Annotated in this window: 28 protein-coding genes; 25 read left to right on the plus strand and 3 right to left on the minus strand. The window is 42.5% G+C overall.

The genetic code is table 11. The annotated features are described in order from the left end of the window. The first annotated feature begins 135 nt into the window (after nt 1-135). The 3 genes from BMZ71_RS13255 (at nt 136) to BMZ71_RS13265 (ending at nt 2,851) form a co-directional block, all read left to right on the plus strand. Nucleotides 136-1,746 (plus strand): IS1634 family transposase, encoded by a 1,611-nt coding sequence (locus BMZ71_RS13255; protein WP_093234139.1) that lies wholly within the window; start codon nt 136-138, stop codon nt 1,744-1,746. Nucleotides 1,747-1,826: 80 nt separating this feature from the next. After that, on the plus strand, nt 1,827-2,069 hold the full coding sequence (locus BMZ71_RS13260) for a DUF739 family protein (RefSeq protein ID WP_086990741.1): 243 nt from the start codon (nt 1,827-1,829) through the stop codon (nt 2,067-2,069). Nucleotides 2,070-2,083: 14 nt separating this feature from the next. Next, entirely contained in the window at nt 2,084-2,851 is a 768-nt protein-coding gene (locus tag BMZ71_RS13265; protein ID WP_086990743.1) for a Rha family transcriptional regulator, read from the plus strand. A gap of 89 nt (nt 2,852-2,940) precedes the next feature. Here BMZ71_RS13265 and BMZ71_RS13270 read toward each other — a convergent pair whose 3' ends face one another. Beyond that, nucleotides 2,941-3,543 carry a hypothetical protein gene (locus BMZ71_RS13270; protein ID WP_086990745.1) on the minus strand — a complete coding sequence of 201 codons (603 nt, stop codon included), beginning with the start codon at nt 3,541-3,543 and terminating at the stop codon, nt 2,941-2,943. 64 nt (nt 3,544-3,607) lie between these two features. Here BMZ71_RS13270 and BMZ71_RS13275 point away from each other — a divergent pair, with 64 nt between their 5' ends. The 14 genes from BMZ71_RS13275 to BMZ71_RS13335 all read left to right on the plus strand — a co-directional run bounded on the left by BMZ71_RS13275 (nt 3,608) and on the right by BMZ71_RS13335 (nt 9,527). Beyond that, nucleotides 3,608-3,901: a helix-turn-helix domain-containing protein gene (locus BMZ71_RS13275; RefSeq protein ID WP_086990747.1), complete on the plus strand. Its 294-nt coding sequence runs from the start codon at nt 3,608-3,610 to the stop codon at nt 3,899-3,901. A 38-nt stretch (nt 3,902-3,939) separates the two neighbouring features. Next, nucleotides 3,940-4,065: a hypothetical protein gene (locus tag BMZ71_RS15475; RefSeq protein WP_256957886.1), complete on the plus strand. Its 126-nt coding sequence runs from the start codon at nt 3,940-3,942 to the stop codon at nt 4,063-4,065. Then, nucleotides 4,062-4,325 (plus strand): hypothetical protein, encoded by a 264-nt coding sequence (locus BMZ71_RS13280; protein ID WP_086990749.1) that lies wholly within the window; start codon nt 4,062-4,064, stop codon nt 4,323-4,325. Before BMZ71_RS15475 ends, BMZ71_RS13280 begins: the two co-directional genes overlap by 4 nt. Before the next feature lie 7 nt (nt 4,326-4,332). After that, on the plus strand, nt 4,333-4,521 hold the full coding sequence (locus BMZ71_RS13285) for a hypothetical protein (RefSeq protein ID WP_086990751.1): 189 nt from the start codon (nt 4,333-4,335) through the stop codon (nt 4,519-4,521). Continuing rightward, nucleotides 4,518-4,754: a hypothetical protein gene (locus BMZ71_RS13290; protein WP_086990753.1), complete on the plus strand. Its 237-nt coding sequence runs from the start codon at nt 4,518-4,520 to the stop codon at nt 4,752-4,754. The genes BMZ71_RS13285 and BMZ71_RS13290 overlap by 4 nt, the downstream gene beginning before the upstream one ends. Before the next feature lie 60 nt (nt 4,755-4,814). Then, nucleotides 4,815-5,000: a hypothetical protein gene (locus tag BMZ71_RS13295; protein WP_086990755.1), complete on the plus strand. Its 186-nt coding sequence runs from the start codon at nt 4,815-4,817 to the stop codon at nt 4,998-5,000. Next, on the plus strand, nt 4,997-5,944 hold the full coding sequence (locus BMZ71_RS13300) for a YqaJ viral recombinase family nuclease (protein ID WP_086990757.1): 948 nt from the start codon (nt 4,997-4,999) through the stop codon (nt 5,942-5,944). The genes BMZ71_RS13295 and BMZ71_RS13300 overlap by 4 nt, the downstream gene beginning before the upstream one ends. A 1-nt stretch (nt 5,945) precedes the next feature. Next, a complete protein-coding gene (locus BMZ71_RS13305) occupies nt 5,946-6,869 on the plus strand; it encodes a recombinase RecT (RefSeq protein WP_086990759.1) in 924 nt (307 codons plus the stop codon). A gap of 43 nt (nt 6,870-6,912) precedes the next feature. After that, complete coding sequence (locus tag BMZ71_RS13310; protein ID WP_086990761.1) at nt 6,913-7,869, plus strand: DnaD domain-containing protein; 957 nt, start codon at nt 6,913-6,915, stop codon at nt 7,867-7,869. A 3-nt stretch (nt 7,870-7,872) separates the two neighbouring features. Continuing rightward, nucleotides 7,873-8,145 carry a hypothetical protein gene (locus BMZ71_RS13315; RefSeq protein ID WP_086990763.1) on the plus strand — a complete coding sequence of 91 codons (273 nt, stop codon included), beginning with the start codon at nt 7,873-7,875 and terminating at the stop codon, nt 8,143-8,145. Nucleotides 8,146-8,233: 88 nt separating this feature from the next. Further along, on the plus strand, nt 8,234-8,566 hold the full coding sequence (locus BMZ71_RS13320; protein ID WP_086990765.1) for a hypothetical protein: 333 nt from the start codon (nt 8,234-8,236) through the stop codon (nt 8,564-8,566). Continuing rightward, nucleotides 8,559-8,819, plus strand: a complete 261-nt coding sequence (locus tag BMZ71_RS13325) for a hypothetical protein (RefSeq protein ID WP_086990767.1) — start codon at nt 8,559-8,561, stop codon at nt 8,817-8,819. Before BMZ71_RS13320 ends, BMZ71_RS13325 begins: the two co-directional genes overlap by 8 nt. Further along, complete coding sequence (locus BMZ71_RS13330) at nt 8,816-9,286, plus strand: class I SAM-dependent methyltransferase (protein WP_218142832.1); 471 nt, start codon at nt 8,816-8,818, stop codon at nt 9,284-9,286. The genes BMZ71_RS13325 and BMZ71_RS13330 overlap by 4 nt, the downstream gene beginning before the upstream one ends. Next, the gene (locus BMZ71_RS13335; protein ID WP_086990770.1) at nt 9,276-9,527 is read left to right on the plus strand and encodes a glutaredoxin domain-containing protein; all 252 of its coding nucleotides are present in this window, start codon (nt 9,276-9,278) and stop codon (nt 9,525-9,527) included. Before BMZ71_RS13330 ends, BMZ71_RS13335 begins: the two co-directional genes overlap by 11 nt. Before the next feature lie 68 nt (nt 9,528-9,595). On the opposite strand, the gene BMZ71_RS13340 is transcribed toward BMZ71_RS13335, so the two are convergent. Then, nucleotides 9,596-10,129: a hypothetical protein gene (locus tag BMZ71_RS13340; RefSeq protein WP_086990772.1), complete on the minus strand. Its 534-nt coding sequence runs from the start codon at nt 10,127-10,129 to the stop codon at nt 9,596-9,598. Nucleotides 10,130-10,242: 113 nt separating this feature from the next. On the opposite strand from BMZ71_RS13340, the gene ssb reads away from it, so the two are divergent. The 8 genes from ssb (at nt 10,243) to BMZ71_RS13380 (ending at nt 13,349) form a co-directional block, all read left to right on the plus strand. Beyond that, nucleotides 10,243-10,698, plus strand: a complete 456-nt coding sequence (gene ssb, locus BMZ71_RS13345) for a single-stranded DNA-binding protein (RefSeq protein WP_086990774.1) — start codon at nt 10,243-10,245, stop codon at nt 10,696-10,698. A 14-nt stretch (nt 10,699-10,712) separates the two neighbouring features. After that, nucleotides 10,713-11,048, plus strand: a complete 336-nt coding sequence (locus BMZ71_RS13350) for a hypothetical protein (RefSeq protein ID WP_143596724.1) — start codon at nt 10,713-10,715, stop codon at nt 11,046-11,048. A gap of 5 nt (nt 11,049-11,053) precedes the next feature. Then, nucleotides 11,054-11,422: a DUF1064 domain-containing protein gene (locus BMZ71_RS13355; RefSeq protein ID WP_086990778.1), complete on the plus strand. Its 369-nt coding sequence runs from the start codon at nt 11,054-11,056 to the stop codon at nt 11,420-11,422. Between the two features lie 11 nt (nt 11,423-11,433). Further along, nucleotides 11,434-11,667 (plus strand): hypothetical protein, encoded by a 234-nt coding sequence (locus BMZ71_RS13360; protein ID WP_086990780.1) that lies wholly within the window; start codon nt 11,434-11,436, stop codon nt 11,665-11,667. A gap of 35 nt (nt 11,668-11,702) precedes the next feature. Further along, nucleotides 11,703-11,999: a hypothetical protein gene (locus BMZ71_RS13365; protein WP_086990782.1), complete on the plus strand. Its 297-nt coding sequence runs from the start codon at nt 11,703-11,705 to the stop codon at nt 11,997-11,999. Then, nucleotides 11,974-12,306: a hypothetical protein gene (locus BMZ71_RS13370; protein WP_143596725.1), complete on the plus strand. Its 333-nt coding sequence runs from the start codon at nt 11,974-11,976 to the stop codon at nt 12,304-12,306. The genes BMZ71_RS13365 and BMZ71_RS13370 overlap by 26 nt, the downstream gene beginning before the upstream one ends. Next, on the plus strand, nt 12,303-12,848 hold the full coding sequence (locus tag BMZ71_RS13375) for a hypothetical protein (RefSeq protein ID WP_086990786.1): 546 nt from the start codon (nt 12,303-12,305) through the stop codon (nt 12,846-12,848). Before BMZ71_RS13370 ends, BMZ71_RS13375 begins: the two co-directional genes overlap by 4 nt. A gap of 129 nt (nt 12,849-12,977) precedes the next feature. Next, nucleotides 12,978-13,349: a YfbU family protein gene (locus BMZ71_RS13380; RefSeq protein ID WP_086990788.1), complete on the plus strand. Its 372-nt coding sequence runs from the start codon at nt 12,978-12,980 to the stop codon at nt 13,347-13,349. Nucleotides 13,350-13,354: 5 nt separating this feature from the next. Here BMZ71_RS13380 and BMZ71_RS13385 read toward each other — a convergent pair. Next, on the minus strand, nt 13,355-13,675 hold a 321-nt coding region (locus BMZ71_RS13385; RefSeq protein ID WP_143071451.1), incomplete at its 5' end, for a transposase.

Raw genomic sequence — 13,675 nt, forward strand, 5'->3', positions numbered from 1 at the left:
CCTGCATTCCCGAAACACCTAACTATGATTTAAAAAAAAAAAGCTGAAACCATTGATATTAATAGGTTTTAAACACTCTCGCCATTACATAAACCTAGTTATGTGTTATACTATACATAACTAGGAGGCGGCAGAATGGCTATTATAAACCAGTTTGATAAACGAAGTGGCATTACCTATGTTTACGAATCCATATCCTATTGGGATAAGGAAAAGAAACAACCCCGGGCGAAACGCACACTGATCGGTAAGCGTGATTCTAATACAGGAGAAATCATTCCGACCGATGGTCGTGGCAGAAAACACAAGGAGGATCCGGAAGCTGCTAACTCAAGGAAACCAGGACCGGTACCTATCGAAATAGCTAGCCGCAGGTTTTACGGTACCACATATCTACTGGATGAGATTGGTAAAAAACTGGGTCTAACAGAAGATCTTAAGCAATGCTTTCCCGCTAGCTACAAACAAATCCAATCCATTGCTTACTATATGATTCTTGAATCTGAATCCCCGCTTTTTTGTTTTGAAAAATGGAGCACACTTCATAAGCATCCCTATGATAAAAATATTTCTTCACAGCGCAGCAGTGAACTTTTTTCAGATATTTCTGAAGAAGAAAGAACAAAGTTCTTTATGCTTCAGGAGAAACGACGCTCCGGAGATGAATACTGGGCTTATGATACTACCTCAGTGTCCAGTTATTCCCAAACGCTTCGCCAAGCTCAATATGGCAAAAACAAGGAAGACGATAGACTGCCTCAGATTAACTTGGCACTCGTATTCGGTGAAAAATCCGGTCTTCCTTTCTATTATCGAAAGCTAGCCGGCAACATTCCGGATGTGCGGACTGTTCAAAATCTTCTAGCGGATTTTGCAGTTCTCGGCTTTGATAAAGTGAAACTGGTCATGGACCGTGGATTTTATAGCGAGGCGAATGTCAACGGCCTTCTTAAGGAGCACTTGAAATTCATTGTTGCGATTCAGACAAGCAATTGCTTTGCACGCAAAGCAATCGATACCGTTTATGACAACTTCCGTTCTTTCGAGAACTTCGATGAGCAGCATGAATTGTATTCCAAGACTGTCCTTTCAGAATGGGAATATAAGCAAGAACGCCCCTACAAGAAGGATGTTCTCACAGATAAAAAGCGGGTTTATTTACACATTTACTTCAACATCGATAAGTTTGCTGAAGATGAAACCAACTTCGATCGTAAACTTATGGCTATGCGGAAGGAGATTCTGAGTGGCAAACGTGTTGCGAAACATGAGCGATTCTACAAGCAGTATTTCCAAATTAAAGAAACTCCGATTCGTGGCTTACAGGTTACTGTTATAGAAGATGCAGTGAAGGCGACAAAACGTTATTATGGCTACTTCACTTTGATATCCAACGAAAAGATGGATGCCATGGCCGCACTGGAATTATACAGAAACAAAGATCTCATCGAGAAAGCCTTTGGTAATATTAAAGACCGCTTAAATCTTCGCCGCCTATTGGTGTCATCTGAGAAAAGCCTTGACGGAAAACTCTTCGTTGCATTTGTCGCGCTCATATATTTATCTTATCTCAAAAAACACATGCATGAAGCAGAACTTTATCAAAACTATACGATTCAGTCTGCCTTGGATAAACTTGATATTATAGAATGTTTTGAGTATCCAGGCTACGACCTTAGGGTCGGTGAGGTTCTTACAAAGCAAAAACAAATTTACGAAGCACTAGGCATCACCCCGCCTGCATAGTTATGTGTTGGCGGGAATCCAGGATGCTAATATAAGGGTGTTCAGAAAACTGAACCATAAAAAGAGGAGGTGAAAACAAAGTGAGTTTCGAATACAACAAATTGCGTGGTCGAATCAGAGAAAAATTCGCTACACAGGAAGAGTTCGCTATTGCATTGGGCATGAGTACAGTTGCTTTGTCGAGCAAATTAAACGGACACACTTTCTTTACTCAACCGCAAATAAAAAGGGCGTGCGAGCTTTTATCAATAGAGCCAGGCGAAGTTTCGGATTATTTTTTTATTCAAAAAGTTCAGAAAACTGAACGAATCAAAGGCGAATAGGAAGGAGTAACAGCATGAATAGTTTAGTAATTATGAAAGATCAGCAGGCCGTGACAACTTCTTTGAACGTGGCTGAAACATTTGAAAGGAACCACAGAGATGTTTTAGCAGCTATCGATGATTTAAAAGAGGGGGTTGCGGAAAATTACGCAGACCTATTTTGGGATGACTCTTACATTCACCCGCAGAACAAGCAAAGCTATCGCATGATTTTCATGAACCGTGACGGCTTCACGCTGTTGGCGATGGGATTCACCGGCAAAAAGGCGCTCGAATTCAAACTGAAATACATCAAGGCTTTCAATGATATGGAAACCTACATCAAGAAGCAACTCGACATGTCAAACCTCAGCCCGGAACTGCAGCTGATGGCGAACCTGGTAAACAACATGGCTAAACAAGAGTTGGCGCAGAAGCAGCTGAATGAGAAAGTGGACAGCATTTCCGAAATCGTGGCGCTGAACACCACCGACTGGAGAAAAGAAGCGAATGCACTGATCAATAAAGTAGTCCGCATTATGGGAAATACACCCGATGCCCACAAGGATACCAGATCAGCTATCTTCACGGAAGTCGACAGACGTGCTGGAGCCTCACTGGAAACTAGGCTCACGAACAAGCGCCGCCGCATGGCCGATGAAGGTGCCAGCAAGTCAAAGCGCGATAACCTGACGAAAGTCGATGTCATTTCCGATGACAAGAAGCTTGTTGAAATCTATGTCGCTGTGGTGAAGGAGTTCGCAATCAAATACGGCGTTTATAAAAGTGCGATGGAGGTGTGAGAGGGATGGGAAAAGTAGCATATACACTAATAACCCTCACAGCCATTGGTGTGGCCGTGAAGGTGGGAGGGGAAAATTTATGAATAATTTTAATAGTACGGAGGCTTTTCTCCTACAAATTGTCTTGGGCCCTCTGCTTGGTATATCGCTGGTAAGTATCTTGGGAAATTCATGTCTGTCTGTTCCATATTTACGAAGGATCCCAAAATTGGTTTTGCTATGTCTGGATATCCTAACTGTTTTGATAATCTGCTGGCTTCTGTTAAAGATTTTTTGATGATTTCGTCAAAAAAATCAGAAGATTCTTGTAAATTCTGGCGGTAGTTTTCTCTATATTCATTATCTCCAAAAAACAAAGCAGCGCCGGAAGTAGCGACACTGTACTCAGGAACAATTTTAACTATGTTTGGGGGTAATAATTCAAGATTAGTAGTTAGTAATATTTTTAGCGGATCTGTTGTTTTTTTTAACGGTTCTGGAGCGTTATACCAAGCGGCTACAATCCAGTAATAGGTTAAAGAGTTTTTGTTCTGTGATATTAAGAGCTTCATTAGCGGGATGTAGTAATTTTTATAAGCCTTGTCTTTCGTTTCTAGTTGAAAATTATCTTTGGTAGCTTTTCGACCCAGCCAATTAGAGATAAAGATTGATGTTATAGAAACTATAGAACTAATCATTATTTGAATAGGCACTATGTTTTCACCTCCTTTAGAGCATTATCTCAAAGGGAACAAACAAAAGAAAGGAGTGATCAGGATGGAAATACACTTTGATGGACAGTCAACCGAGGAGTTCTTCCAGTGGATGGCTGCAAAAATTCAAGACGTGACCCTTCCGATCGTCAAGGAAACCGTGGAAGAAAGCTTGTTCGATGAAGAGCTGCTGACGCGCAAGGAAGTATCCAAACGGATCCTGAATTGTTCGGTGGACACGGCAGACAAGTACTACTTGTATCAACCAGGCTTCCCATACTGCGAACGAGGCGGGGAGCGGCTTTATCCAAAGAAGGCAGTAGAAAAATGGATTCAAAAAAACACCAAATATAACTGAGAAACGGCCGGGCAGGGCGCATCACAGGAGGAATACACATGAAGATATTTACAAATGAGTTTGAGGATAAGTTGGTCGGATTCATAGGCACAGCAATCGTGATTACTATCGCATTGCTAATATTCGGCATGGCGGGCGGCCTGGAACAGGGGTTAATCTGGTGAAATTGGATTTAAATCACAATGTCGATTTAATTACTTGGCTGCTATTTCGAGAAGATATCCATCATGAAGTGATAGGATTCGGGAACATCTGCATCAAGTGGAAAATTGATGGAGAGTATAGGCCCGTCATGATTTTTGACTACCGCTACAATCTGATCAAATACTGCAATCACTACACCGAAATCGAAAATGCAGGAAGGACCAGGCTTAAGCAGTTGTTTTATGAGTACGGCAATAAAAAAGGAACCTGGGAAGGATGAACGAGTGATGGAAAAGGGAAAATATGTTGAATTGTTGCTTCTTATCGAACTGGCTGAAAACTGCCATCGCGACATGATGATTTTGGCTGCCAAGCATCAGGCAGATGCAGATAGAGCGGCAAGGAAGGCCCGCGCGTTTGAACACAAAGCGGTTAGGTTGCAAAGGCAATTGGAAGCTGCCGAGGATAGCCTATGAATTTATTCGCAGTAACAGACGTGCTAAATGAAGAAGGAGTGTCACACCGAAGTATTTCTCCAACAGCCTTGCGACTGGATTGGCTGATCGACGGTGCTTCTAGGCCGGTAATCGTGTTTGATTTAAAAGCCAACCGCATCACGCCGATGTCTGATCACAAATACATGCCTAAGCAAGACAAGGAGCGGCTCCGGGCAGTCATCAGGCGCTGCAAATTCAAAAATGTGCATTAAAAAAGCCACCTATCGCGAGTAGGTGACTAAAAAAATTATCTATCTAGGAGTGAGTATATCATGAACAGAACAAATTTTGAACGCTTTTTGGAACCGGATGAACCACAGGTATTTGGTTCTGATTGGGAAGGAAACGAAATCTATGAAGGTGATGAATACGTGGAGACGGAGTTGGGCTTAGTCCGGTTTGAGGATATTCCCAAATTTGTGAAGGAGACGCAGAAAGTGATGGTGGCAGGAGAATGAGACAAAGAATACCAACCAAAAATATGAGCCGGGAAGACTGGCTGCAGCTGAGAAGAACCTCTATAGGCGGCAGCGATGTGGCCACAATCCTGGGCTTCAACAAATACAAGAGTCCTTACCAGTTGTGGTTGGACAAGACGGGGCAAATCGAAATCGACGCATCGGATCCAAGTGAGGCAGCTTATTGGGGAAATGTGTTCGAGAAGACAGTCGCGGAGGAATTCACAAGACGCACAGGTGCTAAGGTTCGGAACGATAATCACATGTATTTCCACCGTGAATACGACTTTCTGAGCGCAAACGTGGATCGGCAAGTTGTAGGAGAAAACGCCATTCTCGAATGCAAAACCGCCAGTATGTTCTTATCTGATAAATGGGAGGGTGAGAACATTCCGGATCAGTATATATTCCAAGTGCAGCACTATCTGAATGTCTTGGATAAAGAGTATGCCTATATCGCCGTATTGGTGGGCGGACAGAAGTTTCAGTGGAAGCGAATAGAAAGAGACCAGGAACTAATTGATATAATTCAGGAACGCCTGATTGCGTTTTGGGAGGTCAATGTAAAACAGAATGTTGCGCCACCTATCGACGGCAGTCAAGCAGCAACAGATTTCCTGAAGGAACGATACGCCAACAGTGAAGCGGGAAAAGAAATCACCCTGGCATCTTCCTTCGATGAAACGATCACGCTGTTAAACGAAGCGAAGGCAGCCAAAAAGACTGTCGAGGAAACCATCAGCCTGTATGAAAACCAAATCAAATTGGCGCTAGGTGAGGCAGATGCAGAAATCGGCATCACGCCAACGAACCTCATCTACTGGAAACCCGTCACGACAAACCGACTGGATACGAAGACGCTGCAAAAAGAGCAGCCGGACATTTACGAGCAATATCTGAACGCGTCGCAATCAAGAAGATTAACGATAAAGGGGATCAAATAATATGGCAACGAATTCGAGTTTGAAAAACCAATTACAAAACAACAGCACCCAAGCACCAGGACAAGCAAAGCAGCTGGGCCTGAAATCACTTCTGAATTCTCCGGTAGTGCAAGAGAAATTCCGGGATGTGCTGAAAGAAAAATCCCAAAGCTTTACGGCATCCGTTCTCAGTTTAGTGAACAATGACTCCTACCTAGCACAAAGCGAACCGATGAGCATCATCACCTGTGCGATGACTGCTGCAACGCTTGACCTACCATTAGATAAAAACCTCGGGTATGCCTACATCGTGCCATTCCGGGATTACAAGGATGGCAACAAGCAAAAAGGACAATTCATCCTGGGCTATAAGGGCTACATTCAACTGGCGCAACGATCCGGCCAATATGAAGCTTTGAACGTTATCGAAGTTTATGAAGGCGAACTGCTTTCCTGGAATCGCCTGACTGAAAAATTTGAGTTTGATCCGAACGGGAAGCTGTCTGATGTGGTTATCGGGTATGTCGGCTACTTCAAATTGCTGAATGGATTCGAGAAAACGGTCTATTGGACTAAGCAGGAAGTGGAAGCTCACCGCATCCGCAACAATAAAACCAAAAACAAGACTGAGCTGTCAGGTGTTTGGAAGACAGATTACGATTCTATGGCCAAAAAGACCATTCTCCGCAACATTCTTTCCAAGTGGGGAATCTTATCCATCGAAATGCAAAAAGCCGTTACAACAGATGAAACGGTTCAAACTCTCGATAAGGATACCGGGGATATCCGCGATATTACACCGGATGAGGATTTCGATGCGGAACCTGATCAAGAACCTGAAAAGCTAGGCACCTTTGTCACCGAAGATGGGGAAATCATCAATCTGGAGGACGATGCTGCGCAAGAATCATTATTCGAAGAAAGGACAATCAAACCCAAGGAGTAAATAGAGAGGGAGCTTCCCTCTCTTGATTGTGAGGTGATTAAGAATGGCTATTTACAGGCAGATACAAGTCAGCTATTGGCAAGATGAATTTGTAACGGAGTTAATGCCGGAGGAAAAATATTTTTATCTTTATTTGATGACGAATGATAAGACGTCGCAGTGTGGTGTCTACAGGTTCAATAAAAGGGTTGTTGCTTTCGATACTGGTTGGACCGTTGAAAAGGTAGAGGAAATGCTGCTGAAGTTTGTTGAGTATGGCCGAATTGAATACAATGCTGATGCTCATGAGATATTTCTTAAGAATTGGCTGAAGTATAACAAGGCGAGATCTCCAAAGGTTGCTACTGTGGTTGACCGGGAATTGAAGGATATAAAAACGATAGAGTATCACAACCAAGTTATTGAACTGTGCATACAGTATGGATACCCTATCAAAACAGAAAAGATACCCCATCCATACCCTATCGATACCGTTCCAGAAAGTCCTGATACAGTACCGATACCGAACCGCAATAATAACCAGAATAATAACCAGAATAAGAATAATAACCAGAACCAGAATAACGAGGTGAAAAATTCATATGCTGAAAAACCGGCTCCTGCTGCAGCTAACATCTTCACAATCTATGAAGAAAATTTCGGAATGCTAAAACCATTGATTATTGATTCCTTGGAGCATTGGGAAGAAGACATCGGTCCAGATTTGCTGATCGAAGCAATGCGAAGAGCGTCTCTTGATAACAAACAGTTTAGCTATGCTGAGGGCATCATGAAGAGGTGGGTAAAAGCAAACATCAAGACTTTAGCCGACGTGAAGGCCGAGGACGTTGCGTTTAACAATCGGAAGAATAGCAATGTTCTCAGAACAAAGAAAGAGAATGTACCTGATTGGGCCGAAAATAGCGCACCAGCAACGGAGACGCCACTTGACCCGGACGAAGAGCGGTTGATTAATGAACGCATAGCACGGCTGAAGACCAGTCAGAAGAGGGAGGCATAGGAGATGAATGAACAAACAAGTTTGAATTCAGGATTTCACGCTGAGCCTGATTTTAAAGTATATAACGGATGGATTCTGACTGTTGGGGAATTAAAAAAGAAGTTGGCTGTATACAACGATCATGATCAGGTTAGATTGGATTTTCGTGGGAAAACGCCATTCGGAGAACGGATTGATATCTCCATGCCTATTGAGTGTATTGGTCGCGGTGGCGGTGGTGAGGATGCGGATGGCAAATGGGTAAATCTTATTTACATCAGTGGAAACGGAAAATAGGGGTGCGGCATGATCATCAGCGAAGTTTCCGCGGCAGTTCTGCTGTGCATATTTATAATTTCCGCAATAAAAGATAGGAGGTAGTGGGATGAATAGAGAGATTGAACGGTTATGTGATAAAACGATGCTCAATGATCATGTTGTAAAAAAACATAAAACAATTTTCGGAAAAGGGTTGCTCATGCCTGTTTTCGTAAGTGATGCAGAAGAAGTCGGCATAATCATAGCGAAAACAAAAGAAGCCCAAAAATTAGGCGAAGTTGTACACGTTACAGTGGCAGCGCGATTAGTGAAAAAGGCAAAGGCGTCAGCCTACTTGTCATTCCCGAATAACGAAGATGGCTTGAAAAGCATCGACGTTTTGCGAGAGTGGTTAGATATTCTAGAAGGTTATATCTCAAAGGAGGCAGCCAATGAATAAGCGTCAGATTAAAAAGAAAGTGAAGAAAGCGAAGCTTAATAAAGAATGCGGTTTATTTTTGAGCTTAGAAGACAGGCACTTCATTAGAAATTATGGACCGAAATACCATACGAAAAAAGAGATTGCTGGATTTAATAATTTCTTTGTTGACCTGCCTGGACTTGTTGAAGCAACAGTTAATGGAATAAGAGTTGGACTTGCCGACTACTTTCGAAATTTGGCCAACGCATTTAGACCCGAGGAGGGAAAGTGATGAAGATACTAGACGCTTGTTGCGGCAGTCGAATGTTCTGGTTCGATAAAGAGCACAAAGACACGCTCTATATGGACAACAGAGTTTTATCCGAAACGCTATGCGATGGCCGCCTATTAGAGATTAATCCGGATATGAAAGGTGATTTCCGCGACATGCCATTTCCGGATGGCTCTTTCTACATGGTTGTTTTCGATCCGCCGCATTTGATAAAAGCCGGACAAGATTCATGGTTGGCCAAGAAATACGGATTGCTCGGGCCTGAATGGCGGGAGGATATCGCCCAGGGATTCCGAGAGTGTATGAGGGTGCTGAGGCCAAATGGCACATTGATATTTAAGTGGAATGAAGATCAGATTGCACTACCTGAAATATTAAAGGCGATTGATTACAAACCGTTATTTGGTCAAAAACGGAGCAAAACGCAGTTTCTGGTTTTTATGAAGGAGGACACAAATGCTGAATAAAACACGCAAAAACGTAACGCTGTACACAAAAAAGCGATGCCAACAATGCAAGCTTACTAAGTTATGGCTTGATGAACATGGTATTCATTATAAGACGGTGGATATCATTGAAAACAAGCAGGCAGCTGAAAAAATCAAGCAACTTGGTTATCAAACGGTGCCAGTGGTTGTAATCCACGCTGAGCCGGAAACAAGCTGGAGCGGGTTCAGGCCGGACGTACTGGATGGCGAATTCCTATGACAACAATCGAACTCGCAGGGATCGCAATCATTATAGCCACGGTAGTTGGATATTTAATCCTCAAATTTCTATAGGTTTAAATAAATGACAACAGTAATAATAAATAAGAGGAAGAGGGCTTCCAACCATTCATTTTTTATAAGGTATATCCAAAACTCTAGGTCAGTTTGATATTGATTATGGTTTAAGCGGTATGCATTATTTCTTAAAGGAAGGCCTATGTCACGGCAAACGGTATCGTATCTCATAGAAAATCTCTTTGAAAAATATTGCCAATTTTCCATGTAATTCGAATTATCAGAATCACGCATTCGTTCTGCATAATGTTTTACTGAAGGGTAATAATAGTAGTTTGCAGAATCACATATGCTTACGATTTCATTTCCAATTTCTCTAACTTCCACCAAAGTTACATCCTTGGAATAAAGTTTGTACTCGACCAATGAATATATTTTGCTGTAACAATTATCGAAAATAAGTCTTGAAGTTCTTTGTTTCTCTGGTTTTGCGACGTGTTTAGCGGCAATCAAACTTGTTAATAATGATAACAACACGGTGATGGCTATATTAATTATCGATAATGTACTCTCATTAGAAGCCATAGCTTTTCTCCTTAATAAATTTATCAAATATTAGTATACCTTATATTTCAGGTATAGGAAAAAAATCATCAATTGAAAGTGAATATGAACTATCCAAAAATGGAGGCTAAAAAATGATTAATAATGTCGTATTAGTTGGGCGGATTACGAAGGAGCTTGATTTGAGATATACGCCAGCAGGCAAAGCAGTCGCACGCTTCAATTTAGCAGTCAATCGAGATTTCAAAGATGCCAACGGAGAGCAACAAGCGGACTTCCCAAATTGCCAGGTATGGGGAAAGACAGCGGAAGTCATGGCGGACAACCTTCGGAAAGGTTCTCTGATCAGTGTGGCCGGACGGATCCAGACAGGCAGCTACGAAAAAGATGGTCAGCGGATATACACGACCGATGTCGTCGTTGAAAAATTCCACTTCCTGGAGGCGAAAAATGATAATTCTAATCATTCAAGCGGTCAACAGCACCAAGGGAATAACCAACAGAATTCTAGTGGCTATCATCAATCAGCTGATCCATTCGATAGCGCTGGCGAGTCTATTAATATTAGTGATGATGACATTCCATTCTGAGAAAGGGGGCGCAAATGATGAGGATTAATGAGAGATATGACGAAGAGAAGCTGAATGCAGAAATTGAAACAAGGGGCATTCATGCAAATTCGATAGATTCCTACGCAGAGGATAGCCAGTTTATGCGGCACCTGCGGACGCTGGACACGCGACACTTGACTCCCGAAGAAGTGAGAAGACTGATCAGGATAGCCGAAAAGGGCATGAGCGTGAGGTTTGGCGTCGAAAAATGGCTGGCCGACATAAAGAGAAGTGAAGCTGAGAAAATCGCTGACAAGTCAATTAATAACGGTTTGAAGTATAGCGAGATTTATCGGAGATTGAGCAGCCGGCTAAGAGGGATGAGGTGAGGCGCATGAGCAAGTACGGAGCAAAAAAAGTCACACTGGACGGGATCACGTTCGATAGCAAGGCTGAATCGCGATATTACGAGTACCTTCTTAAACTCAAAAAAACGGGGGTTGTGGAAGATTTCGAGATGCAAAAGGCATTTACCTTACTGGATAGGTTCGCGCATCCGCAGACTGGCAGAATCGTGCGAGCGATAACCTACAAGGCTGACTTCGAAGTGATTTACGCAGACGGCCATGTTGAGGTGGTCGATATCAAAGGTTTCCTGACACCTGAATTCAAAATCAAAGCAAAAATGTTCATGTTCCGTTATCAAATTCCGTTAGTGCTGCTGAAGTGGAGTGCGGCAACTAAAAAATTTGTGGAAGTCTAGGAGGAGATTGTATGGCTTTTAATTTCTTTGTTCGCAAAAAGGATATCCAAGAGCAGGTGGAGCCGCAAAAAAATAGTTTGATCGATGCGGATCTGTTGCTCATTCAAATAGGATTGATGCAGCAGACCTATTTCAGCCTTGCAAAGACCAGGAGCGGTAAAGGCGAGCCGAGAGGATACTGTCGAGCGCTCAAGGACATCGAAGCGATAATCAGGGACATGAAAGATACCGAGGTAGCCAAATGAAATTACCTGAATTCCCAAAGAGGAGGAAGCTCACATTGCCGGAAGAAGAACACAACAAAATGATGGACCAGTTTCAGAATAAAGTGTTTGAGCTAGGCTTTACGATGAAATGCGATGACGGAGTGTACAGGATTTACTTGGATGGCATGCGCGTTTATTCCCTTAACAAAAGGACTTACAAATACAACAAACATTGGTATGCCAAACAAACGACCGACGATCGCATAGACCTTCTGGAAATCGTCCTATATAACTATTTTGGCCCTGGTGGAAAGGGAAGTTCGCTGATTATTCCGAAGAAAGTGGGTGATCAGAATGGCCTTCTCGAATGAATTTTATGATTACCTGGAAGAGCTGCCCGAAAAATGGGAACTGCTGCCAAATGATGATATCCGTATCATAAAGTTGCACGCACTGGCTGGGGTAGAAGTAGGCAAAAAGATTAGCGGCTACGAGCGCAAAATTAAGCCCATTCACATATTTAAAGATGGCGTGCTTGTGATGACGGCGCAGCGCATAGGGGAAGCAGAGGAGTGCGTCAACAGCAAACGGGATTCGATATACAAATGTCTGCGTGGCGAGCGCAGGAGCGTGAAAGGGTACACGTTCGAATATGCAGAAAGAGGTGGATGTAATTGACGGAACAAATACCAGAAAAATGGATTGAAGTGATTACAGCAACGGTACTGAAAGAACAGAAGAAACAAGAGAGTATTGCTTCCAAGGAACAACATGATCGACGTTTTCGAAATACCGAACTCCTCGTGAAAAATTACCGTAAGTTGAGCGCGCATTGCGAGAACTTACCAGAACAAATTGGAATCATACATCAAGAAATAGATATGGGATTATTGGAACACATTGACCTGGATCTGAAAGAGGTAATGAAATCCAAACAGAAAACAAAAATGATCATGGATTATATCGATGCCATGTTGGGTGCGTACAAAACCTTGGCCGAACGAGGCGGGGAAGTCGCAAACCGCAGGCATAAGATCCTCCGTGATATGTATCTAAAACCGAACTACGAAAATCCAACAGCGTTGATGGAGCGCTACGGCGTCGAAAAGACGACTTTATATAAAGATTTGAAAAAGGCAATTGAAGAGTTTTCCGTTGTCCTCTTTGGGATTGATGCCTATGTTTTGCAGACGAGTGGAAAAAGAGTGGACGAAAGGTGAACTAAAAAGGTATATACTGTCTTTGAAGGGGTCTGCTTAAAATCAGGCTCAAAAATCTCCTTTTTTATTGATTCGCCCCGCACATTTGTGTGGGGTTTTTGGTATGATATAACAAAGGAGGTGAATTTTATGAGTTTAACAGTTTATCAAAGACAGGTGTTGTTAAATCAACACAAAATATTGGAAATGTTGTCAAAGGAAATTGATGACAAGGAATACCACAAAATGATGCAAGAGGTATATCAGTCTGGTTACGAGTACGAATACTTTGAGCACGGTCCATACAAAGATGAACTTTCGGAAGAAGATTGCAAATTTGTGTATGAAGTAATAAATATGTATGATGATTTGTATTTTTATTGGAAGTCTAACGAAGAACTAAAAAGTAATGTAGACAAATACAAAGTTATGTTTTCGGGGTTTGATTTGAATGATGGATATGAACATAAGCTGTATTCGTTTGCCAAATTCCTAATTAAAGACTTATATAGGTTGAATTAAATACTTTACATCCGCACGCACAGTCGGTCAATCACCTCAAGGGGACGCCCGTTCACATCGGCTAAGAAACCGCGGACCGCCTGTTTGATTTTCTGGACGTGGTCAAAAAAAACATTGTTGATGACCGATTCCTTGAGCCACTTCCATACGCCTTCCATTAGGTTCAACTGAGGGCTGTAGGGAGGGAGGAAGATGAGTGCCAGGCGCCCAGCGTTTTCTTTAAGAAAAGGCTGGATCAGCTTGGCGTGGTGGATACGGGCATTATCCAATACCATCATGATTTTTCCGGTGGGGTATTCCCGCAACGTCCGCTCCAAAAAACGGAG

Origin of the sequence: Trichococcus flocculiformis (assembly GCF_900113645.1) — a bacterium.
GTDB classification, from domain to species: Bacteria; Bacillota; Bacilli; order Lactobacillales; family Aerococcaceae; genus Trichococcus; species Trichococcus flocculiformis.